The organism is Marinobacter denitrificans, from assembly GCF_008795955.1.
GTDB classification, from domain to species: Bacteria; Pseudomonadota; Gammaproteobacteria; order Pseudomonadales; family Oleiphilaceae; genus Marinobacter; species Marinobacter denitrificans.
Genome location: NZ_VMHN01000001.1, coordinates 301,619 through 327,423, shown reverse-complemented (window position 1 = coordinate 327,423; position 25,805 = coordinate 301,619). Strand labels below are relative to the sequence as shown.

The 25,805-nt window shown below is 57.9% G+C and carries 24 protein-coding genes; 16 read left to right on the top strand and 8 right to left on the bottom strand.

Annotation, left to right across the window (positions count from 1 at the left end; genetic code table 11):
* Nucleotides 1-111 precede the first annotated feature (111 nt).
* Nucleotides 112-1,920: a GTPase gene (locus tag FO268_RS01490; protein WP_150988573.1), complete on the bottom strand. Its 1,809-nt coding sequence runs from the start codon at nt 1,918-1,920 to the stop codon at nt 112-114.
* Nucleotides 1,921-2,146: 226 nt separating this feature from the next.
* Nucleotides 2,147-3,187, bottom strand: coding sequence for an EF-P beta-lysylation protein EpmB (epmB, locus tag FO268_RS01485; protein WP_150988570.1), 1,041 nt, complete (start codon nt 3,185-3,187; stop codon nt 2,147-2,149).
* Nucleotides 3,188-3,232: 45 nt separating this feature from the next.
* On the opposite strand from epmB, the gene efp reads away from it, so the two are divergent.
* Nucleotides 3,233-3,808: an elongation factor P gene (efp, locus tag FO268_RS01480; protein ID WP_150988568.1), complete on the top strand. Its 576-nt coding sequence runs from the start codon at nt 3,233-3,235 to the stop codon at nt 3,806-3,808.
* Nucleotides 3,809-4,795, top strand: a complete 987-nt coding sequence (gene epmA / locus FO268_RS01475) for an EF-P lysine aminoacylase EpmA (RefSeq protein ID WP_227716214.1) — start codon at nt 3,809-3,811, stop codon at nt 4,793-4,795.
* On the opposite strand, the gene asd is transcribed toward epmA, so the two are convergent.
* Nucleotides 4,767-5,645: an archaetidylserine decarboxylase gene (gene asd, locus FO268_RS01470; RefSeq protein WP_150988565.1), complete on the bottom strand. Its 879-nt coding sequence runs from the start codon at nt 5,643-5,645 to the stop codon at nt 4,767-4,769. The two genes, epmA and asd, sit on opposite strands and share 29 nt — an antisense overlap.
* A gap of 180 nt (nt 5,646-5,825) precedes the next feature.
* Here asd and motA point away from each other — a divergent pair, with 180 nt between their 5' ends.
* Together motA and motB are read left to right on the top strand one after the other, a co-directional pair.
* Entirely contained in the window at nt 5,826-6,677 is an 852-nt protein-coding gene (gene motA, locus FO268_RS01465) for a flagellar motor stator protein MotA (RefSeq protein ID WP_150988562.1), read from the top strand.
* Between the two features lie 29 nt (nt 6,678-6,706).
* Nucleotides 6,707-7,666 (top strand): flagellar motor protein MotB, encoded by a 960-nt coding sequence (gene motB, locus FO268_RS01460; RefSeq protein ID WP_150988559.1) that lies wholly within the window; start codon nt 6,707-6,709, stop codon nt 7,664-7,666.
* 6 nt (nt 7,667-7,672) lie between these two features.
* Here motB and rsgA read toward each other — a convergent pair whose 3' ends face one another.
* Nucleotides 7,673-8,728 (bottom strand): small ribosomal subunit biogenesis GTPase RsgA, encoded by a 1,056-nt coding sequence (gene rsgA, locus FO268_RS01455; RefSeq protein WP_150988554.1) that lies wholly within the window; start codon nt 8,726-8,728, stop codon nt 7,673-7,675.
* A 137-nt stretch (nt 8,729-8,865) separates the two neighbouring features.
* On the opposite strand from rsgA, the gene orn reads away from it, so the two are divergent.
* A complete protein-coding gene (gene orn, locus FO268_RS01450; RefSeq protein ID WP_150988551.1) occupies nt 8,866-9,408 on the top strand; it encodes an oligoribonuclease in 543 nt (180 codons plus the stop codon).
* Here the strand turns inward: orn and queG are convergent.
* Complete coding sequence (gene queG / locus FO268_RS01445) at nt 9,403-10,467, bottom strand: tRNA epoxyqueuosine(34) reductase QueG (RefSeq protein ID WP_150988548.1); 1,065 nt, start codon at nt 10,465-10,467, stop codon at nt 9,403-9,405. The two genes, orn and queG, sit on opposite strands and share 6 nt — an antisense overlap.
* Before the next feature lie 119 nt (nt 10,468-10,586).
* On the opposite strand from queG, the gene FO268_RS01440 reads away from it, so the two are divergent.
* The 11 genes from FO268_RS01440 (at nt 10,587) to FO268_RS01390 (ending at nt 23,640) form a co-directional block, all read left to right on the top strand.
* Nucleotides 10,587-12,173, top strand: coding sequence for an NAD(P)H-hydrate dehydratase (locus tag FO268_RS01440; protein WP_150988545.1), 1,587 nt, complete (start codon nt 10,587-10,589; stop codon nt 12,171-12,173).
* Entirely contained in the window at nt 12,170-12,676 is a 507-nt protein-coding gene (gene tsaE, locus FO268_RS01435; RefSeq protein WP_150988542.1) for a tRNA (adenosine(37)-N6)-threonylcarbamoyltransferase complex ATPase subunit type 1 TsaE, read from the top strand. Before FO268_RS01440 ends, tsaE begins: the two co-directional genes overlap by 4 nt.
* A gap of 31 nt (nt 12,677-12,707) precedes the next feature.
* Nucleotides 12,708-14,066 (top strand): N-acetylmuramoyl-L-alanine amidase, encoded by a 1,359-nt coding sequence (locus tag FO268_RS01430; RefSeq protein ID WP_150991557.1) that lies wholly within the window; start codon nt 12,708-12,710, stop codon nt 14,064-14,066.
* Nucleotides 14,067-14,085: 19 nt separating this feature from the next.
* Nucleotides 14,086-15,993: a DNA mismatch repair endonuclease MutL gene (mutL, locus tag FO268_RS01425; protein ID WP_150988539.1), complete on the top strand. Its 1,908-nt coding sequence runs from the start codon at nt 14,086-14,088 to the stop codon at nt 15,991-15,993.
* Nucleotides 15,994-16,000: 7 nt separating this feature from the next.
* Nucleotides 16,001-17,017: a tRNA (adenosine(37)-N6)-dimethylallyltransferase MiaA gene (gene miaA / locus FO268_RS01420; RefSeq protein WP_150988536.1), complete on the top strand. Its 1,017-nt coding sequence runs from the start codon at nt 16,001-16,003 to the stop codon at nt 17,015-17,017.
* Between the two features lie 40 nt (nt 17,018-17,057).
* Nucleotides 17,058-17,306, top strand: coding sequence for an RNA chaperone Hfq (hfq, locus tag FO268_RS01415; RefSeq protein WP_007154829.1), 249 nt, complete (start codon nt 17,058-17,060; stop codon nt 17,304-17,306).
* 143 nt (nt 17,307-17,449) lie between these two features.
* A complete protein-coding gene (hflX, locus tag FO268_RS01410; protein WP_150988533.1) occupies nt 17,450-18,748 on the top strand; it encodes a ribosome rescue GTPase HflX in 1,299 nt (432 codons plus the stop codon).
* A 78-nt stretch (nt 18,749-18,826) separates the two neighbouring features.
* Nucleotides 18,827-20,023, top strand: a complete 1,197-nt coding sequence (gene hflK / locus FO268_RS01405) for an FtsH protease activity modulator HflK (protein ID WP_150988530.1) — start codon at nt 18,827-18,829, stop codon at nt 20,021-20,023.
* A 2-nt stretch (nt 20,024-20,025) separates the two neighbouring features.
* Nucleotides 20,026-20,901, top strand: coding sequence for a protease modulator HflC (gene hflC, locus FO268_RS01400; protein ID WP_150991553.1), 876 nt, complete (start codon nt 20,026-20,028; stop codon nt 20,899-20,901).
* Nucleotides 20,902-21,080: 179 nt separating this feature from the next.
* The gene (locus tag FO268_RS01395) at nt 21,081-22,262 is read left to right on the top strand and encodes an ATP phosphoribosyltransferase regulatory subunit (protein ID WP_150988527.1); all 1,182 of its coding nucleotides are present in this window, start codon (nt 21,081-21,083) and stop codon (nt 22,260-22,262) included.
* A gap of 82 nt (nt 22,263-22,344) precedes the next feature.
* The gene (locus tag FO268_RS01390; protein ID WP_150988524.1) at nt 22,345-23,640 is read left to right on the top strand and encodes an adenylosuccinate synthase; all 1,296 of its coding nucleotides are present in this window, start codon (nt 22,345-22,347) and stop codon (nt 23,638-23,640) included.
* 24 nt (nt 23,641-23,664) lie between these two features.
* On the opposite strand, the gene cmoB is transcribed toward FO268_RS01390, so the two are convergent.
* From cmoB to FO268_RS01375, 3 genes are read right to left on the bottom strand one after another with little or no spacing between them, the layout of a single operon-like run.
* Entirely contained in the window at nt 23,665-24,660 is a 996-nt protein-coding gene (gene cmoB / locus FO268_RS01385) for a tRNA 5-methoxyuridine(34)/uridine 5-oxyacetic acid(34) synthase CmoB (protein WP_150988521.1), read from the bottom strand.
* An 11-nt stretch (nt 24,661-24,671) separates the two neighbouring features.
* A complete protein-coding gene (gene cmoA, locus FO268_RS01380; RefSeq protein ID WP_150988518.1) occupies nt 24,672-25,427 on the bottom strand; it encodes a carboxy-S-adenosyl-L-methionine synthase CmoA in 756 nt (251 codons plus the stop codon).
* The gene (locus FO268_RS01375) at nt 25,420-25,788 is read right to left on the bottom strand and encodes a kinase (protein WP_150988515.1); all 369 of its coding nucleotides are present in this window, start codon (nt 25,786-25,788) and stop codon (nt 25,420-25,422) included. The genes cmoA and FO268_RS01375 overlap by 8 nt, the downstream gene beginning before the upstream one ends.
* Nucleotides 25,789-25,805: the final 17 nt, after the last annotated feature.

Here is a 25,805-nt window from a genome sequence, read left to right as displayed (position 1 = left end):
TTTAATAAGTATAGAGCGGGCCTTTCAATAACGCTGAATGATGCAGGGGTTACCGTTCAATAACAACCCTTGGCGCCGGTCCGGACGCTTTCGATTGTCTGAAATCAAACCTTAGAGTGACGGCCACAGCGAATCAAATTCATCTTCGCTGGCACTCGCCGTTGTCGGCGTGTTGCTCGTGGTTGCAGTCCCGCTATTCTGGAGCTTGAGCTCAAACTGGCTGATGCTTCCGGTAGCGGAGATTTTGCGGGAAAGCGTGCCCTGGTCCTCGCGGCCATCGTGGAGCAGAGAGATCCGGCTCCCGGATTGAAACGGCAGCCTCGGTGTGATCAGGGTTGCGGCCTGGTTGACCACACTGATTTCCGGCAACAGCAAGCCCCGAAGGTATTCACTGCTGTTGCCCACTTTCTGGATCAGTCTCACGCCGCAGGGTGCTGCACTGGGTGCCAGCAACTCAATCCCCACCTGGGTGCCCTGGTTTCGAACCTGACGTATCCAGCGCACCACGGCAATACTCCAGGGATGATGAGATTGCTCACGAACCCCCAGTATTTCCCCGGCCTGCAGCGAAGCCGGCACGTTAGTTTCCCAACCGACACAGTAACCGCCGGGGCTGGTGTTGATCAGCAAGGCATGGTGAGACTGCGGGCGCCTGCGGTCGTGTTCGCTATCCGGTGTGGCGCCAATGCTGTTGCGGAAGTTGATGGGAGTATCCGCCGACTGTATCGGGTCGTCGCCGGGGCCCGCGTCGTGAGCACCTGCCCAGGCGTCGTCCCTGCGGCGTGATGACCTCATGAACTGGTTGTCCTGTTCGTGGTGGCCGTTGTCATTACCACTGACAAATTCATTAAATGTCTTGGCGCCTGCCACATAAAAGTGGGTGGCTGTCAGCCCCACGCATACCTCCAGGGTTCCCTGGCTGGCTATGCGATTGAAATTCCGCTTCGCCAGAATTCCCAGGGCCTGGCTGAGATGGGTCAGCAGGGTATCACTGACCCGGGGCGGCAGTTCCAGGCTGCCGGGAGAGTGGCCATCCTTCTTGTGGCGGCCGTGCAGCGACTCGGTAATGTGTTCGGACAGTTCGCGGGTGTCGAAGTTGTAACTGTCGTTACCCGGCTTCTGCTCCAGCAGGCTGCGGTATATGGGCGCCGTGTCCCGCTCCATATTCACCACAAACAGGCTGTCGTTGTCAGCCTCGGGGCCACAGGAGACAAGATGGGTCCATCTCTCGAACAGTTCGTAGACCAGCGCCAGTTCTGCCTGTCGTAACTGGTTGGGGCGGGCACAGCCAAGTAGCAGTATTCGTTTGTAGCAGTCTTCTATCGTGCTGGCGCGGCGGTGGCTCAGGGTCTCGTCGTCGACAGACAGCCCGTTGAGTTTATTGCGATGGGCAAACCGGAACAGGCGGTGACATTCCAGCCAGCTCTGTGCCGGGCTGGGGCAATACAGTTGGTGGGAACGGACAATCGTTGCGGCCAGCTCCGAGATCGCCCGGTGGATCGCTGTGGCCACTGTTTTCCGGTTCTTGTCCAGCCCGCCGTTGTCCAGAAACTCCAGGACACAGAGCTTATAGCCGCTGGCTGCGTGGAGCTGGAGTGCCTGGGAAAGGTTGGCAATCTTGCGCTGCTTTTCGGGCAACGCGATGGCCATGCCCAGGTAGTGCCTCGACAGTTCTGAGCAAACAAAGTGAATTTTCGGGCGAATCAGCTCCAGCAGCTGGAGTCGCTGCTGGGGGGCGATAAACAGGTGGTTCAGTTCAATGATGGCGTGATAGAGCTGCCGCGAAGCCTCCCCAATATTGGCCATAGGCAACTGGTTGACCCAGTCCCTGAAGGCTTTTGGAGATGTCTGGCAAAATGACAGGCTTGCCGTTTTCTGTTCAGGAACACGGAGATCAGGTTTCAGGATCATGCCTTCCATGAGTTCACGCCAATTGTCTGGACCACGGTTGGTACTCCGGTTTGCACCACGAACCACAGGCCACGATTGCTGGCACCTGCGCGTATCGCTGGAAAAGCCTCGAGAATACAGTTTTTTATTGTTGTCACTCTTCGCACTTTAAAATAGCAAACGCACAACAAAAAGCGAGAAGAGCACGAGTTGACAATGTTTAACAAGTCAATTTGGGCCCACTTTGCCAAATGCGTCACGCAAAGAGGTCCAGGGGCGTCTTTCCGGGGCGGTCAGGAAGTTCTCTGACAAGTTTTGGTACCAGAAATCCAGGGAGTGCGCCGATAAGTTGGCGAACCAATGTCCGGGCCTTATCGTCACTGACGCTGAAATGATGGGCGCCTTCCACCGGGTCAAACGCATGGAGGTAATAGGGCAGCACGCCACATTCGAACAGCCGCTCGCTCAGATCGGTCAATACCTCTGCGGTATCGTTAACGCCCTTCAGAATGACGCTCTGGTTCAGCAGGGTGACGCCAGCGGCTTTCAGGCGTTCCAGTGCGTGACGGGTGTGGTTGTCCAGCTCGGCCGGGTGATTGGTATGGATCACCATGACAACCTGTAGCCGGCTTTCGGAAATCCACCCCAGGAGCGATTCGCAGACACGCTGGGGAATCACCACGGGCAGCCGCGTGTGGATCCTAAGGCGGCGGATGTGGGAAATGTCTGCCAGCGATTCGGCCCAGGATGACAACAACCGGTCATTGGCAACCAGTGGGTCACCTCCGCTGAAAATTACTTCATTAACACGGGTGTCGTTGCCCAGGGTTGCCAGCACCTCGGCCCGGTCTTCCGGTGACAGTCGGTGTTCGTCATAAGGGAAGTGGCGGCGGAAACAGTAACGACAATTTATGGCGCATTGCCCGGTGACCATCAGCAGGGCACGGCTCTGATATTTCCGGATCAGGCCGGTAGCCTGCATCGAGTCGCTTTCCTGTAACGGATCACGAACAAAACCCGACCTGGTGTCTGTTTCTGCAGAGAGTGGCAGTACCTGCCTTAACAGCGGATCCGCCGGATCCCCCGGGACGATGCGCTGGAGGTAGGGCTCGGGCACACGCAGCGGAAACAGCCTGTGGCCTTCCGTTGCACCAGACAGCCAGAGGGCGGGGTCAAGCTCTAACCGCCTGAGCAGATCCTCTGGTGTTGTCACAGAGTCTGACAATAGCTGTTGCCAGCTACGGGTATCATGATCGGATTGGCGGGCTTCTATACGGGTGGCGGTTCGCTGTATCATAGCGACCTTCGAATTTTTATACGCATCTTTTCAGGTGATAATTTCATGGCTTCATATTCTACCAACGAATTCCGCGGCGGTCTTAAGGTTTTGCTGGACGGCGACCCCTGTATCATTCTCGAGAACGAATTCGTAAAGCCCGGCAAGGGCCAGGCGTTTAACCGGGTCAAGCTGCGCAACCTGATGACCAATCGCCAGTGGGAGCGCACCTTCAAGTCCGGTGAGAGCCTGGAAGCTGCAGACGTGATTGATCTGGAAATGGAGTATCTCTACACCGACGGCGAGTTCTGGCACTTCATGAAAACCGATGGTTCGTTCGAGCAGTATCCGGCGGATGCGAAAGCTGTGAGCGATGCCCTGAAGTGGTTGAAGGAGCAGGATGTTTACACCGTAACTCTCTACAACGGTGCGCCGTTGTCTGTAACTCCGCCCAACTTTGTCGAGCTGGAGGTGGTGGACACCGATCCCGGTATGAAGGGCGATACCGCCCAGGGTGGCACCAAGCCGGCAACCCTCTCTACCGGCGCTGTCGTGAACGTGCCTCTGTTCATCACCATCGGTGAGGTGCTCAAGGTGGACACCCGTTCCGGCGAATACGTCAACCGTGTAAAAGGCGGCTGATTGGGCTCCGAAGTGGCGGCAATATCGTCCTGGCAGCCTTCTGCCTCTGTCGCTGCTCTCCAAAGCCGCGCACACCAGCTGGCCTGGGTGCGCGGCTTTTTTGCGCAGCGGGGCGTGATGGAAGTCGAGACGCCTGTGCTGGGCCGATACGGCGTTACCGATATCAATATCGACAGCGTCCCGGCAAGCCCTGTCCCCGTGGCAGCCGGGTTTTCGAACGGCTGGCTGCAGACCTCCCCCGAGTATCACATGAAGCGACTGCTGGCGGCCGGTGCGGGCCCCATCTATCAGGTGGCGCGCGTGTTTCGGGACGGCGAGTTCGGGCGACGGCATAACCCCGAGTTTTCCCTGCTTGAATGGTATCGGCCTGGTTTCACCGACTCAGACCTGATGGCCGAAGTGTCTGAGCTGGTATGTGGTTGGTTGGGTTGTGACGCCCCTGCCACGATGCGTTACCGGGATGTTTTTCTGCGCTTTGCAGGCATTGACCCGTTCCTGGCCAGCGACAGCGAATTGTCGGCTCTCTGCGAGCAGTGGATGGAGCCGTCCCGGTTACAGTCTTTATCCCGCGATGATTGTCTGGATCTGCTGATGAGTTGCCAGGTTGAGCCGGCGTTGGCTGAAATCGGGCCAGTGTTCGTTACCGGCTATCCGGAATCACAGGCAGCGCTGGCAAGAGTGTCCGAGCAGGACGGTTTTCGTCAGGCGCACCGTTTCGAACTGTATGTGCAGGGGGTGGAACTCTGTAACGGCTACTGGGAGCTGACCGACAAGGAAGAGCAGCAGTGGCGGTTCGCGGCGGATAATCAGGCGCGACGTTCCGCCGGCAAGCCCGAAATGCCCGTTGATGAGGCATTTCTGGCGGCCCTGGATGCCGGCGTGCCGGACTGTTCAGGGGTGGCGCTGGGGCTTGATCGTTTGCTGATGCTGAAGCTGGGGCTGGATGACCTCGCCGGGGTTATTGCGTTTCCTGCTGACCGGGCGTGAGTTCTCCAAACGCTTCTCCCATGCGAACTCTGCCGCCGGCCACCTGATCACTGTTCCAGGAGACTGAGCCTTTGGGCATCACCATAATAACGGTTGAGCCCAGGCGGAAGCGCCCCATTTCTTCTCCCTTGTCAAAGCGTATAGGGGTTTTGAGTCCGTCGTAGTGGGTTACGTCAACCCGGCGTTTACCCGGGGCCACAATACCGGCCCAGGTGGTTTCGACACTGCCGACAACCATCGCACCCACCAGCACGAAGGCCATCGGGCCTGCCGCCGTGTCAAAAATACATACGACGCGTTCATTCCGCGCAAACAGGTTAGGCACCTTTTCGGCCGTGACCGGATTGACGGAAAACAGTTTTCCGGGCACATAGATCATTTCCCGCAGGGTGCCTGCCAACGGCATGTGGACTCGGTGATAGTCCCTGGGGGCAAGGTAAATGGTCGCAAACTCGCCGTCTGTGAATGCGCTTGCGCGTTGCTGGTCGCCACCAAGCAGTTCATTAAGGCTAAAAGACTGTCCCTTGGCCTGGAAGACGCGGCCATCGTTGATGCAGCCCAGTTGGCTTATGGTGCCATCCGAAGGGCTGACGATTACCGACTCGCCGTCAGCTATGGGCCGCTGTCCCGGCTTGAGCGCACGGGTGAAAAAGGCGTTGAAGCTGGGGTAGGCGTCCGCCTCTGATTCAAGTGCCTCGCTCATGTCTACGCCATATCGGCCGATAAACCAGTTTACGACACGGTTCTTGAGCGCCGGAACGCTTTCGTTGTCTGCGAGGCGGCCGGCCAGTCGGGAAATGCTCAGTTGTGGTGCTACGTACTGGCCCGTTACAAATAGCTTGTCGTACATCAGGTGGAATCCTTGGCGCTCAAAGAAACAAAGTTTACCAAACTGCGCGCTGTGTATAGAAATTGTTTCACAGCTTCGCGGTTCTGATCGGTGCTTGCTATTATCTCTGCGAGGCGGAATGGCGGCTTGGGTCCAGACTCGGTTTCCCGATAACAATTACAGAAGGTATGTTCTCTTTCCATGCTACTCATAATCGGTGCAGTTGTTGTAATTGCAAGCGTCCTGGGAGGGTACGTTCTCCATGGCGGTAATCTCATGGTGTTGTGGCAGCCAACCGAAATTTTGATTATCGGAGGCGCAGCGGTCGGGTCATTCGTGATTGCAAACCCATTGCACACCATCAAGGAAGTCGGCAAGGGTGTCCTCATCCAGTTAACCGGCTCCCCCTATAACAAGTCCTATTACATGGACCTGCTGAGCCTGATGTATGAGGTGTTCGACAAATCCCGAAAGCAGGGCGTGATGGCCATTGAAGAGGACATCGACAATCCTCAGGAAAGCCAGATTTTTACCCGCTACCCCGCCATCATGAAATCCAAGTACCTGCTTGCCTTCATGACGGATTACCTGCGGATCATCAGTTCCGGGAACATGGCCACCCATGAGCTGGAAGGCATGATGGAGAACGAGATCGACAGTCGTAAGCACGAGCTGGACGAGCCGGCCCATGCCGTCAACAAGATAGCCGATGCATTGCCAGGCCTGGGGATTGTGGCGGCGGTGTTGGGTATCGTTATCACCATGAACTTTCTCAGCGAGGGGCCTGAAAAGATCGGGCTCAGCGTGGCAGCGGCTCTGGTGGGTACGTTTCTGGGTATCTGGATGGGTTATGGCTTCGTCGGGCCCACCTCTATTGCCATGGAACATTCCGCCCGGTATGAGCTCAAGGCATATGAGTGTGTGAAATCCGCGATTGTGGCGACCGTTTCTGGTCAGGCACCGCAAATGGCCATCGAGTTTGGCCGCAAGGCGTTGCCGTCAGACAAACGGCCGGGGTTCCAGGAACTGAACGACCACGTGCGTTCGAAATAATCTGAGCAAGAGCCGTCGGGAGCAGTTTCTTGGAAGACCAGCCAATCATTGTAAAGCGAAAAAAGGTAGTTGCCGCCGGGCATCACGGTGGGTCATGGAAAGTGGCTTTTGCCGATTTTGCTACCGCCATGATGGCTTTCTTCCTCGTGTTATGGCTGACCGCCACTGCAACCCCGGAACAGAAGCTTGCGGTTGAGGGTTATTTCAGGGACCCAGTCGGGTTTACCGAGGGCGGATCTCCGAACCCCGTGGACCTTGAGGGCAGCGCCTCTATTATTAACGAGAGCAGCGAGGATATCGAGCGCAGCGACATCCAGATTGAAGATCAGGTGGTTGAAGAGCTGGCGCAGACCCTGGAACAGCAGCAGATGGAGGAGTTATTTCAGGACCTGAAAGACCGGATAGAGCAGAATGAAACCTTGCAGGAGTTCAAGGATCAGCTGTTAATCGATATCACCAGCGAAGGGTTGCGGATACAGATCGTCGACCGCTCCCAGCGCCCGATGTTCGACAGCGGTCGTGCCGAGCTCAAGTACTATTCCCAGGATATCCTTTTCGAGCTGGCCAAAACCCTGAGCACCGTCAACAACAAGCTGAGCATTACCGGCCATACCGATTCCACCCCCTTTAGCGGCCGCCCTGGTTACACCAACTGGGAGCTGTCAGCGGATCGCGCCAACACGGCTCGCCGAGCACTGGTGGCCGGTGGTGTAAGGCAACAGCAGATCGGCCGGGTAGTGGGCCTGAGTGATTCCGTGCTGTTTGATCAGGACGACCCGCAGGCGCCGGTTAACCGCCGCATTTCCATTATCGTGATGAACAAGAAGACGGCAGAAGGTATTCAGAGTAATGCCGGAAGATCGAACGAACCATTGATAGACCTCACTGCGCCCTCCGAAGACGAGCAGCAGGAGGCCATGGAGCGGCTTGAGGAGGGCACCTGGTCAGAGGAGCGGGAAGAGCCCGCCCCCGGCGAGCTGAACTGGTAGGCCAGTTCAGTCAGCTTTGAGGCCCCGGGACTGCTGTTCTGCCATATCCTGCAAAATCCGGTTGAAGCTTTTCATTCGCTCCACACTGATGCGCCCGTCTTCGGCAGCCTGAGCAATGGCGCAGCCGGGGTCACCCATATGGCTGCAGTTGCGGAACTTGCAGTGACCGATCAGGTCGCGAATTTCACGGAAGCCGTACTCGATCTCCTGCGGAGTCATGTGCCACAGACCGAATTCCCGGATACCCGGTGAGTCGATCAGGTCGCCGCCACAAATGAGGTGGAAAAGCCTCGCGGTTGTGGTGGTATGAATGCCCTTGCCGGTGCTTTCCGATACGGCGCCTACGCGGATCGACTCGTCAGGAAGCAGTGTCTGGATAATAGACGACTTGCCAACACCCGACTGGCCCACGAATACGCTGGTCTGGTCTTTCACCAGATCCTCCACCCGAACCGCCTGTTCCCCTTCCAGGGTCTTTGCTGATGTGCGTTCTGTGCGGTAGCCAAGCTTTTCATAGCGTGCCAGCAGGTTGTCGATGGGCTCCCGGTTCTGGTCAGTAATCAGATCGGTCTTGTTGAGCAGTATGATTACCGGAATATCCGTACTTTCCGCTGCCACCAGGTAGCGGTCGATCAGGTTGTCATGGGGCTCCGGCTCGGGGGCAATTACCAGGATTATATAGTCAATGTTGGCGGCAACGGGTTTGAGCGCGCCGAAGTTGTCTGGCCGTTGCAGCAGGGTATTGCGGTCGCAACGGGCCACGATCACTCCGGTGCCGTCGCTCCCGGGCCGCCAGATCACCTTGTCGCCGGTCACCAGGCTGTCTATGTTGGCTCTTACGAAGCAGCGCAACACCTTGCCAGTGTCTTCTCCCTCAAGAGCTTCCACGTCCAGTTGCTGGCCATAGTGGGCAATAACCAGTCCCTGTTGTTCCGGCCCCAGATCGCCGGCATCCAGCTTTTCGCCAATGGCTTCTTCTTTCCTGGCCGCCCGGGCGGCCCGTTCCTGCTGGACCTTCTTGATGCGCCATTGCTGCTGCTTGTTCAGTCGACGTTTAGCCATATCGTGGGTTGGTTAATTCCTGATGGAGAATGGTGATTGCTGTAACATCATACGTGATTCATCCACAATAGGCAGACTATGTGCAGCAACGGCGGGGCCGTTGCCTGACTCACGAGTTAACCGCTGGAGACTGCTGAATGCCAGAAGCCAACTATCTTGTCTGGATTGACCTGGAGATGACCGGGCTGGACCCGGAGAAAGAGCGCATTATCGAGATAGCGACCATCGTTACGGATTCGGAATTGAACACCATTGAAGAAGGGCCGGTGATTGCCGTGCACCAGTCCGACAAACTGCTCAGCGATATGGATGAGTGGTGCACCCGTACTCATGGCGAAAGCGGACTGACCCAGCGGGTAAAGGGCAGCAAGTTCAGCGAGATTGATGCCGAACAGAAAACCCTGGAGTTCCTGCAGCGATACCTTGAGCCGGGCCAGTCCCCTTTGTGTGGCAACAGTATTGGCCAGGACCGGCGTTTCCTGGTGAAGTATATGCCGGAGCTTGAGGCCTTCTTCCACTACCGCAATCTGGATGTAAGCACGGTTAAAGAGCTGGCCCGTCGCTGGCGACCGGATGTGCTGGACGGGGTGAAGAAGAAGGGCAGTCATCTGGCTCTGGACGATATTCGAGACTCAATCAACGAGCTGCGTCACTACCGCGAGCATTTTTTCCAGTTATAGACCGTGTCGGCCCAGGGCCCAGTGGACGTGCTCCCGAACCATTTCAGATGGGTGATCGGCCCGCGCTTTGAGGGCTTCAATTACTGGAATGGTTGAGGGTGCGTTGCCGAGGCCTACCGCCAGGTTGCGAAGCCAGCCTTCATAACCGGTCCGGCGTATGGCCGAGCCTTCGGTGCGTTTGAGGAATTCTTCTTCGGTCCACAGGAACAGGGTAGCCAGCTCGCTGTTGTCCAGGCCATGGCGTGGCTGGAAGTCTTTCTCCGCTGTGGGCTTGCTGAACTTGTTCCAAGGGCAGACCAGTTGGCAGTCGTCGCAACCAAACACACGGTTGCCCATCTTCGATCTCAGTTCTTCCGGAATGCTGCCCTTGAGCTCAATGGTGAGATAACTGATGCATTTCCGGGCGTCCAGTTTGTGGGGGCCTTCGAATGCGTCCGTAGGACAGACGTCCAGGCATGCCGCACAGGTGCCGCAGTGTTCTTTCTCGAAGGGTTCGTCGAGGGGTAATGGCGCGCTGGTGAAGATTTCCCCCAGAAAGAAAAACGAGCCGGCTTTAGGGTGAATCAGCATATTGTTCTTGCCAATCCATCCAAGCCCCGCGCGCTGAGCAAGTGCGCGTTCAAGAACCGGCGCGCTGTCCACGAAAGCCCGGTAATCGTAGCCTGAGACCGCTTCGTCAATTCGTTTTGCCAGGGTCGCCAGGCGTTTTCGCATCAGTTTGTGGTAGTCGCGTCCCACCGCGTAGCGGGTTATATAAGCCTTTTCCCGGTTAGTAAGCACCTGCCCCGGATTGTCCGGTGCCGGCAGGTAATCCAGCCGAACGGAAATCACCCGCCGGGTCCCTTCCACCAGAGAGGTGGGGGTATAGCGTTTGTCGCCATGGTCAGCCATGTAGGACATTTCGCCGTGATGCCCTTCGTTCAGCCAGACCTGCAACCGCTCACCGTGAACGCCCGTGTCGGGCAGGGTGATGCCGGCGTCACTAAAGCCCAGTTCGAGGGCCCAGGCGCGGATCTGGCGAGGTAGATCGTCCAGTTTATGGTCGGTTGGGTCGGTCATTGAATGCCAGTAACGAAGTTTAATTTGATTAAGTTATGACCTTTCCCGCTGTTTTGCTACTCTTTACAGGTATCTGGCCGTTTTTCTTAATCCGAATTCTGTAACGGGAGCGGACTTGCATGCCCCTGTCCGGTGGTCACAGTTTACCAGAAGACCTCTACTCCGCCGATGCGGTGCGGGAGATTGACCGCTATGTAATTGATCAGCAAGGAGTCGGTGGATTCGAGTTGATGCAGGCCGCAGCAGCCAGTGCCTTCCGCCGGCTGGTGCGATACTGGCCGGAACCTGGCCGGATCCTTGTTTTGTGTGGCGCCGGCAACAATGGTGGCGACGGCTATCTGGTGGCGGCCAATGCCGTTCGTCACGGTCTGAATGTGGATTGTCTTGCAGTGGCACCAACCGGAAAGTTGTCTGGCGATGCCCGCAGGGCATGGCAGAAAGCGGTCGAGGACGGAGTCCATGTGAGGGAGTTGGCCGATGTTGCCGGCCCCGAAATCAACGAATATTTTGGCGGTGCGGGGCTGATAGTCGACGCCATGCTGGGTACCGGTGTTTCAGGGGCACCCCGGGAGCCGTTCGCTGCCATGATTGGTCAGTGCAATGAGGCTGCTGCGCCCGTACTGGCAATTGACTTGCCCTCAGGGCTGAATGCCACCACCGGAACCGTGGCCGGGGACGCGGTCAGGGCGGCGGCGACGGTGACATTCATTGGCCTCAAAGCTGGTCTGTTTACCGCTCAGGGCCCGGAATATGCCGGCGGGGTTGCGTTTGAGTCCCTTGATACGGACGACTGGGCGACCGAAAGCGGACAGCGCCCGCTGGCCCGAAGGGTGGATTGGGCCGGTATCCATATGTCGCTGCCCAGGCGTCCGCGGGTCGCCCATAAAGGGCGGTTCGGCCATGTGTTGGTGGTGGCTGGCGACCGCGGGTTTGGTGGCGCCGGCATGATGGCTGCGGAGGCCGCGTCCAGGTCTGGGGCGGGCATGGTGACCCTGGCAACGCGTCCGGAATACGTGGCGCCGGCACTGTCTCGCTGCCCGTCAGTGATGGTTCAGGGGCTGATTCACGGGTCTGAGTTGCCGCCACTGATCAGTGCGGCGGATGTGATCGTCTGTGGTCCCGGCATCGGCCACGGCGCCTGGGGGCAGCAGATGTTGCAGCAGGTGGTGGCCAGCGGCAAACCGCGGGTGATGGATGCGGACGCCTTGAACCTGATGGCATCGCGGGTTGCACAGCCCGCGGAAAACCATATTCTTACTCCGCATCCCGGCGAAGCGGCGCGCCTGCTGGAATGCGAAGTGGCTGATATCGAGAACGACCGGGTCCGCGCTGCAGAGCAGATTCGTCAGCTTTTCGGGGGAGTGGTCCTGCTTAAGGGGGCCGGGACGGTTGTTGCCTCGGAAGGCATGCTGCCGGATATTATAAGCGGTAGTAATCCCGGCATGGCAACCGGTGGTATGGGCGATGTGCTGTCCGGCATACTTGGCAGCCTGTATGCTCAGCTCGGGGAAGGCCATCTCGCTGCTTCGGCAGCTGCTGCTCTTCATCTGGCGGCCGCAAACCGGGCGACGGCAACCAGGGGCTATATGGGATTACTGCCCATGGATGTGATTGATGCGCTGCCGCAGGTTCTGCTGGAGGCGGAAAAGAGCGCAGCAAGCGGGCAGGGCGAGCACTGGACGACCGGAGAATTCGGAGAGCAATGAACGTCGCGGCGGAAGAGCTCAGGCTTTATCTGAAGGATGAACAGGATACGGAACAACTGGGCCGGATTCTGGCCGGGCTCGTCAACGAGAGCGGGCAGGGGCTGGTGGTGTTCCTGGAAGGTGATCTTGGTATGGGAAAGACCACCCTGAGCCGCGGTATCATGCGTGGTCTTGGTCACGAAGGAGCGGTAAAAAGCCCGACTTATACGATCGTAGAGCCTTATGAACATCTGGATCCTCCTGCCTATCACTTTGATCTTTACCGGCTTGGTGATCCGGAAGAGCTGGAATACATGGGAATCCGTGATTATTTCCAGGCCCGGAACCTGTGCATTATAGAGTGGCCCGGACGTGGTCTTGGCATCCTTCCCGAGCCGGATCTGCAGGTGAGCCTGGGTAAAAACGGTGACGGGCGCAGTGCCCGTGTTTCAGCATCAACAAATCGTGGCAGCAGTTTGCTGGCCCGGATTAGTGAGCAGTTGCCCCCGGGCCAGGGATATTAATCGTGTGTGATCAGTGCAGGTGTGCAGAATGATGAATATAAGAACATTCTCCCGGTGGTTTCTTGCTGCGGTCATGGCGTGGTCATTAATGGTCCCGTTGGCGGCGAAGGCGGGGGTCAGTATTGAGAGTGCGCGGATCTGGCCGGCGCCGGACCACACGCGCCTGGTACTGGACGTAGGTGGCAAGATTGATCACAAGGTTTTTGCTCTTTCTGGACCGTCCAGGCTAGTGATTGACCTGAAAAATGCCAGTCTCAAAGCTGACTTTGAAAAGCTTGACCTGTCCGGCAGCCCGGTTCGCCGGATTCGCAGTGCCCCCCGTAATGGCAATGACCTGCGGGTAGTTCTGGATCTTGAAAGTGATATCAAGCCGCGGAGTTTTCAGCTCGAGCCCAACCAGCAATATGGCCACAGGCTGGTGGTGGATCTGATCGATGAGGGCGGGCTGAAAGCACGCAAACCCTCTAAGCCGACCATTTCCCAGAACAGTAACGGCAAGCGCGACGTTATCGTGGTGGTTGACGCCGGCCACGGTGGTGAAGATCCCGGAGCTATCGGCCCGCGGGGAACGCGCGAGAAAGACGTGGTGCTGAAAATGGCCAAGACTCTGGCAGACCTGATAGAGGCCAAGCCGGGATATACCGCCAAGCTCACCCGCAACGGTGACTATTATATCGATTTGCGCAGCCGCACGTTGCTTGCACGCAAGCACAACGCCGACCTGTTCGTTTCTGTCCACGCAGATGCCTTCCGCACGCCGCAACCCCGGGGTGCCTCGGTGTTTGCCCTTTCGCAAAGGGGAGCTACCAGTGAAACTGCCCGTTGGCTGGCAAAAAGCGAAAATCGGTCGGATCTGATCGGTGGTGCCGGTGGGGTTTCACTGGATGGTCGTGACGAGATGCTCGCCGGTGTTCTCCTGGACCTGTCCATGACGGCCAGTATCAATTCCAGCCTTGGGGTCGGCAGCTCAATTCTCGGCAGGCTTGGCAGTGTGGCCAAGCTCCACAAGAAGGGAGTAGAGCAGGCTGCGTTTGCCGTGCTGAAGTCGCCGGATATCCCATCGATCCTGGTTGAGGCGGGATTTATTTCCAACCCCAAGGAAGAGCAGAATCTGTCCAGTGCCTGGTATCGAGAGAAACTCTCGAGGGCGGTTTTCGAAGGAATTGATGACTATTTCCAGAAGACACCGCCACCAGGCACCTTGCTGGCGTGGCAGAAACAGAACAGTCAGGGCGCTGGCAGTGTCAGTCAGTATCGCATCCGTCGGGGGGATACACTCTCAGGGCTTGCGAAGGAGAACCAGATAAGCGTCAGCGAACTGATGCAGTATAACGGCCTCAATGATGACCGTGTTATGGTAGGGCAAACCATTCGTATTCCCTCATCCTGAAACGAGGTGTCCCGGTAGCATGCCCTCCATTCGATTACTGACTCCGCGCCTGGCAAATCAGATTGCTGCCGGCGAGGTGGTTGAGCGTCCGGCTTCGGTCGTCAAGGAACTGGTAGAAAACGCGCTCGACGCCGGTGCCCGGCGGGTTGATATCGAGATCGAACAGGGGGGTGTGAAACTCATCCGGGTTCGTGATGACGGCAGCGGCATCGACGAGTCAGACCTTCCCCTGGCACTCAGCCGCCACGCAACCAGCAAGATCGAGAATCTTGATGATCTTGAGGCTGTTGCTTCCCTTGGTTTCCGGGGTGAAGCCCTTGCGAGTATCAGTTCGGTGTCCCGGCTTGCATTAACCTCGCGCACAGAGAGCCAGGAAGCTGCCTCCAGGGTCGAAGTGGAAGGGCGCGACATGGACGCCAGCATCTCGCCGGCGGCCCACCCTGTGGGAACAACGGTGGAAGTCCGGGATCTGTTCTTCAATACGCCGGCCCGCCGCAAATTTCTCCGTACTGAAAAAACCGAATTCAATCATGTCGACGAATGTGTCCGACGTCAGGCCCTGAGCCGTTTTGATACCGGGTTCACACTCCGCCACAATCAGCGGGTGGTCCAGAGCCTGCGCCCGGCGGAAAATCCCCTCGACCGTGAGCGCCGGATCGGCTCTCTGTGTGGCCAACAGTTTATCGACAATGCGGTGGTGATTGATGCCGAGGCCACGGGGCTGAAACTCTGGGGGTGGGTGGCGCTGCCCACCTTTTCCCGTAGCCAGGCGGATCTTCAGTACTTTTTTGTCAATGGTCGGGTGATCCGTGACCGGCTGGTGGCCCACGCCGTGCGCCAGGCCTACCGCGACGTGCTCTATAACAACCGCCACCCGGCCTTTGTGCTCTATCTGGAAGTGGATCCCTCCAATGTGGATGTGAACGTTCACCCCACCAAGCACGAGGTGCGTTTCCGGGATGGCCGGCTGGTTCACGATTTTATTTTCCGTACTCTCCATAAAGCCCTGGCGGATGTGCGCCCGGACGACCACCTGAGAGGCGCTGTCGCCCAGTCCCATGGGCGCGAATCTGCCGGCGGCCCGGGTGGCTATGGCACCCAGGTGGCCATGTCTGATGTAAATCCCCAGCCGGCTCCCGATCCGTTTGCCAGCTCAAACGGCCAAGACGTTGGTGGCTTTACCGGCGGCCAGCGGTCACCGCAGCTTGAATGGCAGGCCCGTGACCAGATGGCGTTCTATCAGTCCCTGAACCAGGGGGGCGGTGTCGATCGCCAGCCTGCCATGGCTGATGCCGGCGAGGTGGCGGTAGCGTCGCCGACGCCGCCCCAGAGCAGTGGCGATGAGCCGCCGCTGGGTTACGCCATTGCTCAGTTGCATGGTATTTATATTCTCGCCCAGGGCCGCCAGGGCATGATTGTGGTGGATATGCATGCGGCTCACGAGCGCATCACCTACGAGCGCATGAAAAGAGCGCTGGAAGCCCAGGACCTGAAAAGCCAGCCGCTGTTGGTACCGGTATCTCTGGCCGTCAGCCAGAAAGAAGCTGCACTGGCGGAAACCCATGCAGAGGAGCTTTTGCAGCTGGGATTGAGGGTGGAGCGTATCGGCCCTGAAACACTGGCAGTGCGGCAGGTGCCAGCCCTGTTACGGGGTGCCGATACCGAACAACTGGTGCGGGACGTACTGTCGGACCTGATCGAAAACGGCGAGAGCGACCGTGTCGAAGCCGTCACCCACGAGCTGCTTGGCACCATGGCCTGCCACGGCTCGGTGCGGGCAAACCGGCAACTGACCATTCCCGAAATGAACGCCCTGCTGCGGGACATGGAGGCCACGGAACGAAGCGGCCAGTGCAATCACGGCCGGCCCACCTGGACTGTGGTCACGTTGTCAGAGCTGGACAAGCTGTTCCTGCGGGGGCGCTAAGGCCTTTATGTCTCCCGCCATATTCCTCATGGGGCCCACGGCCTCCGGCAAGACCGACCTGGCCATCGAACTTTGTCGTCGCTTGCCCTGCGATATCATCAGTGTTGATTCGGCCATGATCTACCGTGGCATGGACATCGGTACCGCCAAACCCTTGCCGGCGGAGCTCGCCCAAGCCCCTCACCGGTTGATCGATATCTGCGATCCTGCAGAGACGTACTCGGCTGCGGACTTTCGTCATGATGCGCTGCGTGAGATGGCCCAGATCACCTCAGCGGGCCGAATTCCCCTGCTGGTGGGTGGCACCATGATGTACTTCAAGGCTCTGCTGCACGGGTTGTCCGATCTGCCGTCCGCTGATGCCGAGATCCGGCGGGCGCTGGAGCAGCAGGCCCTGGAGAATGGCTGGGAGAGTCTGCATCGTGAACTGGAAGAGCGGGACCCGGTAGCAGCGAGACTGATTCACCAGAACAACCGGCAACGCCTGATTCGGGCGCTCGAAGTAATCCGTCTGACAGGGCGTCCGATTTCCTCGCTGTGGGAGGACAAGTCACGCAACAATACGGCCATTAACGATGCGGGCAGCGCAAGTGTTGAGGATTACACCTATTTCACCCAATGGCAGGCAGACGAAACGCCGTCTCTTCCGTATACTGTGGTGCAGCTTGCGATGGCTCCCGCTGACAGGCGGGTACTCCATGAAAGAATCAACCTGCGTTTTCAGGCAATGCTGGATGCCGGTTTTCTTGATGAGGTCAGGGCGTTGATGGCCAGAGGCGATCTGCATTCCGGCCTGCCCTCCATGCGTTGTGTCGGTTATCGACAAGCCTGGTCTCATCTGGCGGGTGATTGCGACTACAGCACCATGGTGGAAAAAGGGGCTGCCGCTACCCGGCAGCTCGCCAAGCGCCAGCTGACCTGGTTGCGAAAGTGGTCCGGATTGGACTGGCTGGACAGTGGCGACAAACTTATGTCGGACACTGCCTTGAAAATTATTGAATCTCGCACCACATTTAAATCTTGAATATGACGATCTGCCTTTACTTATAAACAGGAGAAAACACATGTCAAAAGGGCACTCTCTACAAGACCCTTACCTCAATGCATTACGCAAGGAACGCATTCCGGTTTCTATCTTTCTGGTCAATGGCATCAAGCTTCAGGGCCAGATTGAATCATTTGACCAGTTCGTGATTTTGCTGAAAAACACTGTCAGCCAGATGGTCTATAAGCACGCCATTTCCACAGTGGTCCCTGCCAGGAATGTTCGCATTCCGCCACAGGCACCAGGTGGGGAAGAGTCTGAGGACTGATTTACCCGGTAATCCCGGTATTACCACCCGCGCTCCCGACGGGCCCGAAAAGGCCCTGAGGGCCGCGGGTGTTTGTTTTTTGCCCGGCTTTGTTGCTGGCGGTACTACCTGTTACAACCTGACCGATCAGGAGTTTCTGTTACTTGTTTGAACGTCCCGATGTTGGTGAACGGGCTATCCTCGTTCACATTGAGTTTTCCTCCCATGAAGAGTCCGAGGATCTGGGCGAATTCCGCGAACTGGTGTGGTCCGCAGGTGTTGAACCGGTGGGCGTTGTTACCGGCTCCCGGAAGCAGCCCAGCCCGAGGCTGTTTGTAGGCGAGGGCAAGCTGGAAGAGATTCGCGATGCGGTGGCGGCGAACGAAGCCGACGTGGTTCTGTTCAATCATGCCCTGAGCCCCAGCCAGGAGCGCAATATCGAGCGGGAGCTCCAGTGCCGTGTGCTTGACCGCACCGGTGTTATCCTGGACATATTTGCCCAACGGGCGCGCACCCATGAGGGTAAGCTGCAGGTAGAGCTGGCCCAGCTGGAACATATGTCTACCCGGCTGGTGCGGGGCTGGACTCACCTTGAGCGGCAAAAGGGCGGTATCGGCCTGCGCGGTCCCGGCGAGACCCAGCTGGAAACGGACCGGCGCTTGCTCAGGGAGCGTATCAAGTCCATCCACCGCAGACTGGAAAAGGTTCGCAAACAGCGTAATCAGGGCCGCCGGGCCCGCAAGCGCGCAGATATTCCCACGGTATCGCTGGTGGGGTATACCAACGCAGGCAAATCCACGCTTTTCAACCGGATTACCACGTCCACCGTTTACGCGGCTGACCAGCTATTTGCGACTCTTGATCCCACGCTCCGGCGGTTGGAACTTCCGGACATCGGCCCGGTCGTAATGGCCGACACGGTGGGATTTATCCGCCACTTGCCCCACAAGCTGGTTGAAGCCTTCCGCGCCACCCTGGAAGAAACCACGGAAGCATCCATCCTTCTCCATATCATTGACTGCCACGACGACCGGCGCGACGAAAACATGGAACAGGTGGAAGAGGTTCTGGCGGAAATCGGCGCGGATGAGATCCCCGTGTTGCAGGTATTCAACAAGATTGATCTGCTGGACAATTTCGAGCCTCGTATTGAACGCAATGAAGATGGGGTGCCGGTGCGGGTCTGGGTTTCAGCCGTCACCGGAGCGGGCCTCGATGGGCTGTTCGATACTATTGTGGAGCGACTCGCCGAAGACGTTGTGCACCATTTTGTGGTGTTGGGCCCGGCTGATGGCAAGCTCCGCGCGCTTTTACACCAGGCAGGTTCCGTACTCAGCGAGGAGCACCGGGAGGATGGTGACTCCATCATCGAAGTGCGTCTCCAGTACCGGGATTGGTTGCAGCTACTGAGTCGGGCCGGGGTTCAGGAAAAAGACGTAAAGCTTGACGAACAACGTATATAGACAGGCTGTGCTATTGCCGGGGCGCTTATAAATCCCTAGTATTTGCAGCCATCAGACTCGTTTGGAACGGAGAAAACTATGGCCTGGAATGAACCGGGTGGAAACCGCAATGACAATGATCCCTGGGGAACCGGTGGTGGTCGTGGCGGCAATGATCAGGGGCCACCAGACCTCGACGAGGCGTTGAAGAAGGGCCTCGACAAGCTTAACAAGCTGCTGGGTGGCAAGGGTAACAAGTCCGGAGGCAATGGCAGCGGTTCGTCGTCCGGCGGCAGCGGCGGTGGTTTTGGTGCCATTCTTGCGCTGGCAGCCATTATTTTCGTTGGGTATGTGGTGTTCCAGTCTTTTTACACCGTGGACGAACAGGAGCGGGCAGTTGTTCTTCGCTTCGGTGAATTCAGTCGTACAGAGAATCCTGGTCTGCGCTTCAAGGTTCCGTTGATCGACAGTGTGCGTCTGGTCCGGGTCACCAACGTACGTAACGCGGAGTCTACGGGGCAGATGCTGACGCAGGATGAGAACCTTGTATCGGTTGATCTGCAGGTTCAGTATCGCGTTGGCGACGCCAAGGCTTATGTGCTGAATGTCCGGGACTCTAACCAGGCGCTGGCATTCGCCACTGACAGTGCCTTGCGTCATGAGGTTGGCAGTTCCGTTCTGGACGACGTATTGACTGAAGGTCGTGCAGAACTGGCCGTTCGTGTCGAGCAGCGACTGCAGAACTTCCTTGAGGAATACGGCACTGGCCTCTCGATTGTGCGTGTGAACGTTGAAAGCACCCAGCCACCGGATGCGGTTCAGGATGCTTTCCGCGAAGTGCAGCGTGCACGCGAGGATGAGCAGCAGGTTAAGGAAGAGGCGGAAACCTATCGCAACAAGGTTGTCCCCGAAGCTCGCGGCCGGGCCCAGCGTCTGACTGAAGAGGCGTCAGCCTACAAGGAAGAAGTAATCGAGCGCGCCCGAGGCGAAACTTCACGCTTCCTCGCGGTGCTTGGTGTCTACGAGACGGCACCCGAGGTTACCCGGGAGCGCATGTATATTCAGGCGCTTGAGGGTGTCCTTTCGAGAACAAGCAAAGTGTTGGTTGACACCCAGAGCAGCGACAACATGATGTATCTGCCGCTGGACAGGCTGACGAATAATCGTTCAGGCTCGAGCGCTGGCAGCCAGGACAGTTCCGGAAGCTCTGACAGCATCGACATCAAGACCCTGTCAGACCAGGTAATTCAGGAGTTGCGCGGCAGGCAGGATAGTGGCGTTCGGAGGAGTAGATAATGATGGGACCCAAAAGCATTGTGGGCCTTGCAGGCGCCCTGATCGTGGTACTGATAGTGCTGTCCAGCGTGTACATCATTCCGGAAACCCATCGTGGGGTACTGCTTCGATTTGGTGAATTGATTGAAACAGATATTCAGGCAGGCCTTCACTTCAAGGTACCGGTCATCGACCAGGTGCGGCAGTTTGATATCCGGTTGCTGACAACGGATTTGCCGTCGCGTCAGTACCTGACCATCGAGAAGAAGCCATTGGACGTGGACTCTTACATCGCCTGGAAAATCCGGGATGTGGACCAGTTCTATCGGGCTACCGGTGGCGATGAGTATCGCGCCTCCGAGCTCCTGTTGTCCCGGGTGGATAACGGCCTTCGTGATGAATTCGGCGTGCGGACCATGGTCGAAGTGGTTTCTGGCCAGCGTGACGAACTGATGCATACTCTGCGGGACCGTGTGAATGAAACCTCACAGAAAGAGTTCGGGATTGAAGTGGTGGATATCCGCGTCAAGGCAATCGAGTTCCCGGGGCAGGTGAGCCAGAACGTCTATCGGCGCATGGCCACCGAGCGTGAGAAGCTGGCGCAGGAATTCCGCTCCCGCGGTCGCGAACTCGCTGAAGGTATTCGTGCCGATGCGGATCGTCAACGGACGGTGATACTGGCAGAGGCGTTCGCCAACGCGGAAGAGATGCGTGGTGAAGGTGACGCCGAGGCAGCGCGTATCTACGCTGACGCCTACGGCTCGGACAGCGAGTTCTATAGCTTCTATCGCAGCCTGGAAGCCTATCAGAATACGTTTGCCAACGAAGCTGACATCATGGTGATAGACACCGACAGTGAATTCCTCAGGTTCCTGAAGGACCCCCAGGGAAGCCGCTGAACGATGCCACGGTGATGACAAAACCGGAATACCTCGGTATTCCGGTTTTTTTGTGCCTGCCAACAGTGTAAAATTCTGCCGGTTTTGGTTCGGGTTTTTATTCTTGCGCCGAACATCGCCCTAAATCCTGTGTACTCCCGGGGCTTTTTCCTCCGGGGCAGAACGGACAACCGAATCTCATGACAGTATCTGATCGCTGGCTGCTGCCGGATGGCGTCGAAGATATTCTTCCGCCACTGGCTGGACAGATCGAATCCCTGCGCCGGGATGTAATGGATACCTGCCAGCACTGGGGTTACCAGCTGGTTATCCCGCCATTGATTGAATACCTGGAGTCACTTTTTACTGGCACCGGCCATGACCTGGAACTCCAGACCTTCAAGCTGACGGACCAGCTAACCGGCCGAATGATGGGTCTCAGGGCAGACATGACCCCCCAGGCAGCCAGGATTGATGCCCACACGCTTGGCCAGGAGGGTATTACTCGGCTGTGTTACGCCGGCCATGTACTTCACACCCGCCCACGCCATATGCTGACTGGGCGCACGCCCATTCAGGCCGGGTGCGAACTGTTTGGCAGTGGTTCCGAATCGGCGGACATGGAAGTGATCAGCCTGATGCTGGAAACACTGCGAGTGTCCGGTCTGCCGCGGATCCATCTGGACCTGGCCCATGTGACCATCTACGAAACTCTGGTAGGTGAGGCCGGGTTCGACCGCGATACCGGCGCGGCCATCTTTGATGCCATGACCAGGAAGTCTGTGCCTGAGCTGGATGAACTGCTGGGTGATTGCGAACCGGGTTCTGCCGGGAGCATGCTCAGGGAGCTGGCGCGGGTCAGTGGTGGCCGGGAAGCGCTGGCCGAAGCCAGACGCATTCTTGAGGGTGCGCCGAAGCCGCTGATTCAGGCCCTGGAGCAGTTGGAACGGGTGGCGGAAATGCTGGCGGGAAACTATCCGGAAGTGAGCTTCGGCTTCGATTTTTGTGAGCTTCGTGGGTACAACTACCACACGGGCCTGGTCTTTGCTGCCTACGTACCCGGCCATGGCGATGCGGTTGCCAAAGGTGGGCGTTACGATTCCATCGGTAGTGATTTTGGTCGGGCGCGTCCGGCCACCGGGTTCAGCCTGGATATCCGTGCCCTGGTGTCGCTGGGCCAGCGTACACGGTCAGTGGGCAGGGCCGTCTGGGCGCCAGCGGAGCAGGACCCCACTCTGGACGGTGTCATATCCGGATTACGGATGACAGAAGTCGTTGTCAGGGCTATGCCAGAGGACGAAGGCGTTGATCCGCGCTCCCGTAATTGCGACCGGATTCTGGTAAAGCGTGACGGCCAATGGGTCGTAGAGCAGCTGGGCTGATACCAACGGGTACTGAGCCACTCATTTACAGGTAAAACTGCGGGTACTCCGTCGACCGGCGAAGCCGCACTGAGAGAGAGTCATGGGTAAAAACGTTGTAGTGCTGGGCACCCAATGGGGTGACGAAGGAAAAGGCAAGATTGTTGACCTGCTGACCGACAAGGTCGCCGCCGTGGTGCGTTTTCAGGGCGGGCACAACGCCGGCCACACCCTGGTTATTGAGGGCAAGAAGACCGCACTTCACCTGATCCCCTCCGGCATCCTGAGAAAAGATGTTCAGTGCCTGATTGGCAACGGTGTGGTTCTCTCTCCGGAAGCGTTGCTGAAGGAAGTCCGGGAGCTCGAGAGCAACGGTGTTGCTGTGCGCGACCGGCTCAAGATCAGCCTGGCGTGTCCCGTTATCCTCAAAACCCACGTTCGCATTGATCAGGCCAGAGAGCGTGCCCGGGGTGTGGACAAGATCGGCACGACCGGTCGTGGTATTGGTCCGGCCTACGAAGACAAGGTTTCCCGTCGTGGCGTTCGCGTTGGAGACTTGTGTAATCCGCAAAGCTTCAAAGAGAAGCTGCAGGAAATCATGTCTTACCACAATTTCGTGCTGACCGAGTATTTCCGCGAAGAGCCGGAGGACATTGACCAGGCGTTTGCCGAGCTCATGTCCATGGGCGAGGAGATCCTGCCGATGTCTGCGGACGTGACGGATATCCTCCACGATCTGCGCAAGCGCGGGGAACATATCCTGTTCGAGGGCGCCCAGGGCTCACTGCTGGATATCGACCTGGGTACCTACCCGTATGTTACATCCTCCAACACTACGGCTGGTGGTACCGCCACCGGGACCGGTTTCGGCCCGCTGTTCCTGGATTATGTACTGGGTATTACCAAGGCCTACACCACACGTGTTGGCTCCGGGCCGTTCCCGACCGAACTGTTTGACGACATGGGCCAGCATCTGGCTGTAAAGGGTAATGAAATCGGCACCACCACTGGTCGTTCACGCCGTTGTGGCTGGTTTGACGCCGTCGCGCTGCGCCACGCCATCCAGATCAACAGCGTATCGGGCATCTGCCTGACCAAGCTCGACGTGCTGGATGGCATGGATACCGTGAAGGTCTGTATCGGCTACAAGACACCCAAGGGTGAAATCACTCGTCCCCCCATCGGGTGTGACACCTACAAAGACATCGAGCCGTTGTTTGCTGAGCTGCCTGGCTGGCAGGAAAGCACGGTTGGCCTTACAGCGCTGGACCAGCTGCCCGAGAACGCCAAGGCCTATATCCGGTTCCTGGAAGAGCAGATCGAAGCACCCATCGATATTATCTCGACAGGCCCTGACCGGGTGGAAACCATCATACTCCGCCATCCCTTCGGCGAGTAAATCGGCAGGTTGTCGCGGCCGCCTTCAGGGCTTATCCGCGATAACCGTCGCTCTTTTGGGGCCCGGATAGCCTTCGACAGTTCTGGTGGGATCGTCCGGGTCCAGAAAGTCCTGCAGCGACTGGAAGCGCATCCAGTCTGTAGTGCGCTGCTCTTCGGTGGTGGTTTCGGTGACGTCCACCACGCGGGCGTTGCGAAAACCGGTCCGGTCCAGCCATCGCAGCAGCGTATCGCAACTGGGCAGGAACCATACATTCCGCATCTGACCGTAGCGGTCCTCCGGCATCAGGCTGTGTCCTTCCGGCCCATCTGTAATCAGTGTCTCCAACACCAGTTCGCCACCCGGGCGGAGTGAGTCCTTAAGCTCCAGAAGGTGGTCCAGTGGGGATCGGCGATGGTAGAGCACCCCCATCGAAAAGGTGGTGTCGAAAGCCTCCAGTTTCTCTGGCAGGTCTTCCATACGCACCGGCAGCAGGTCGACGCGCTGTTCGGTTCCGATGTAGCGTTTGACGCTCAGGAACTGGAACAGGAACAGGAGCCCGGGATCAATGCCGATGACCCGTCCAGCACCTTCTCCCAGCATCCGCCAGCAGTGGTAGCCAGAACCACAACCGACATCCAGTATCTGGCGACCACGAAGGTCCGACAGGTAGGGGGAGACGCGATCCCATTTCCAGTCTGAACGCCACTCGGTATCAATGTAGGTGCCAAAGAACTCAAAGGGCCCCTTGCGCCATGGCATCAGTCCCCGAAGCCCTTTTTCAAGGTGTGCTGCCGCCTCTGCCGGGAGTGGCTGCTCGGTGCTCAGAGTGATGGCCGACCGGTTGAGATCCGCTGTCACCGAAGAGATATCGGGCAAGGTCGCCAGCGCATGCATCCAACGTGCGATATCACCGTGAGGGTTTTCATCAAAGCGTTTGTGAAGTTGCTGCTGTAGCAGGGAGCGCCAGTGGCCGAACCCACGGCTGTCGAGGTCATCAAACAAGGGGGCAAAACACCCCTGCCAGTCGAAAGTCGTCATGAAGGCTCCGTTCAGGGCGATTTGATGGCGAGCATGGACACAAAATTGAAGCACTGATACCAGACCAGCACCCTATCAAAGCCCGCTATTATCAGGCGTTGACGATGTTCTGCCAGAGTTTCGGGAATCAGAACCTGCTCGAGAGCCGATCGCTTCTGGCTGATCTCCAGGTCGGAATAGCCGTTGGCTCGCTTGAACTCGTGGTGAAGTTGCGTCTGTATTGCCTGTTCCGCTTCGGATTCAAAACGGATTTTTTCGGAGAGGATAAGCGCACCTCCGGGCAGAGTGGCCTCAGCAATACGTTTCATCAGTTCTCCGCGCCTTTCCGGCGCCACGAACTGCAGGGTGAAGTTCAGGGTGGTGACCGAAGTTTGCTCGATAAAAGTGTCCAGAATATCTTCGCAGCGCAGGGAGACGGGCAGCGGATGGTCATCCAGGGCGATGTAGTGCTCGCAGCGTTCGATCATGGCGGCGGAGTTATCCACGCCCGTCAGGATGCAGTCCCGGTCGCCAATGCCGTGTCGCATCGCCAGGGTGGAGGCCCCCAGGGAACACCCGAGGTCGTAGCAGTGGCTCCCAGGGCGGGCGTATTGCTCGGTAATGACTTCGATCATCGGGATGATAGTGGTGTAGCCGGGCACGGAGCGGCGAATCATGTCCGGGAAAACCCTCGCTACGGAGGCATCGAAACGGAAATCTTCTGTTTCACGTTCGCTGGCAAACAGCCGGTCCAGTGCCTGCCCAGGCTTTCTGTTACTGTCACTCATCACCCACCGGCTCCTGCTTTTCCCCTGGCTGGCTCGGGTCCGCGGCAGGGCCCCGGCTACAGCGGACACCCCGGTTCTTGTAATCCACCAGAACGCCGCGGAAATCGGGGTCAACATCAGCAGCGATGGCCAGATAACCCTGTTCACAGACAGCGTGAAGCTCAGACGACTTGGGCGACATGCGGAATTCTTCATCCGGCGTGATGTGAACTGCCTCGAATTCACCAACCGGCACGTGATCCTTGTTGTCGGAGTGATCAATCTTGCCGCTTGCCTCCAGTACGAGAACGGTTGCGATCATGGTGCCAATGGCTGTCGCAATCAGGCTGCGTACTGTGAATCTGGCCTCACTCTGGCTCATCGGGAAGTCTCCGGTCT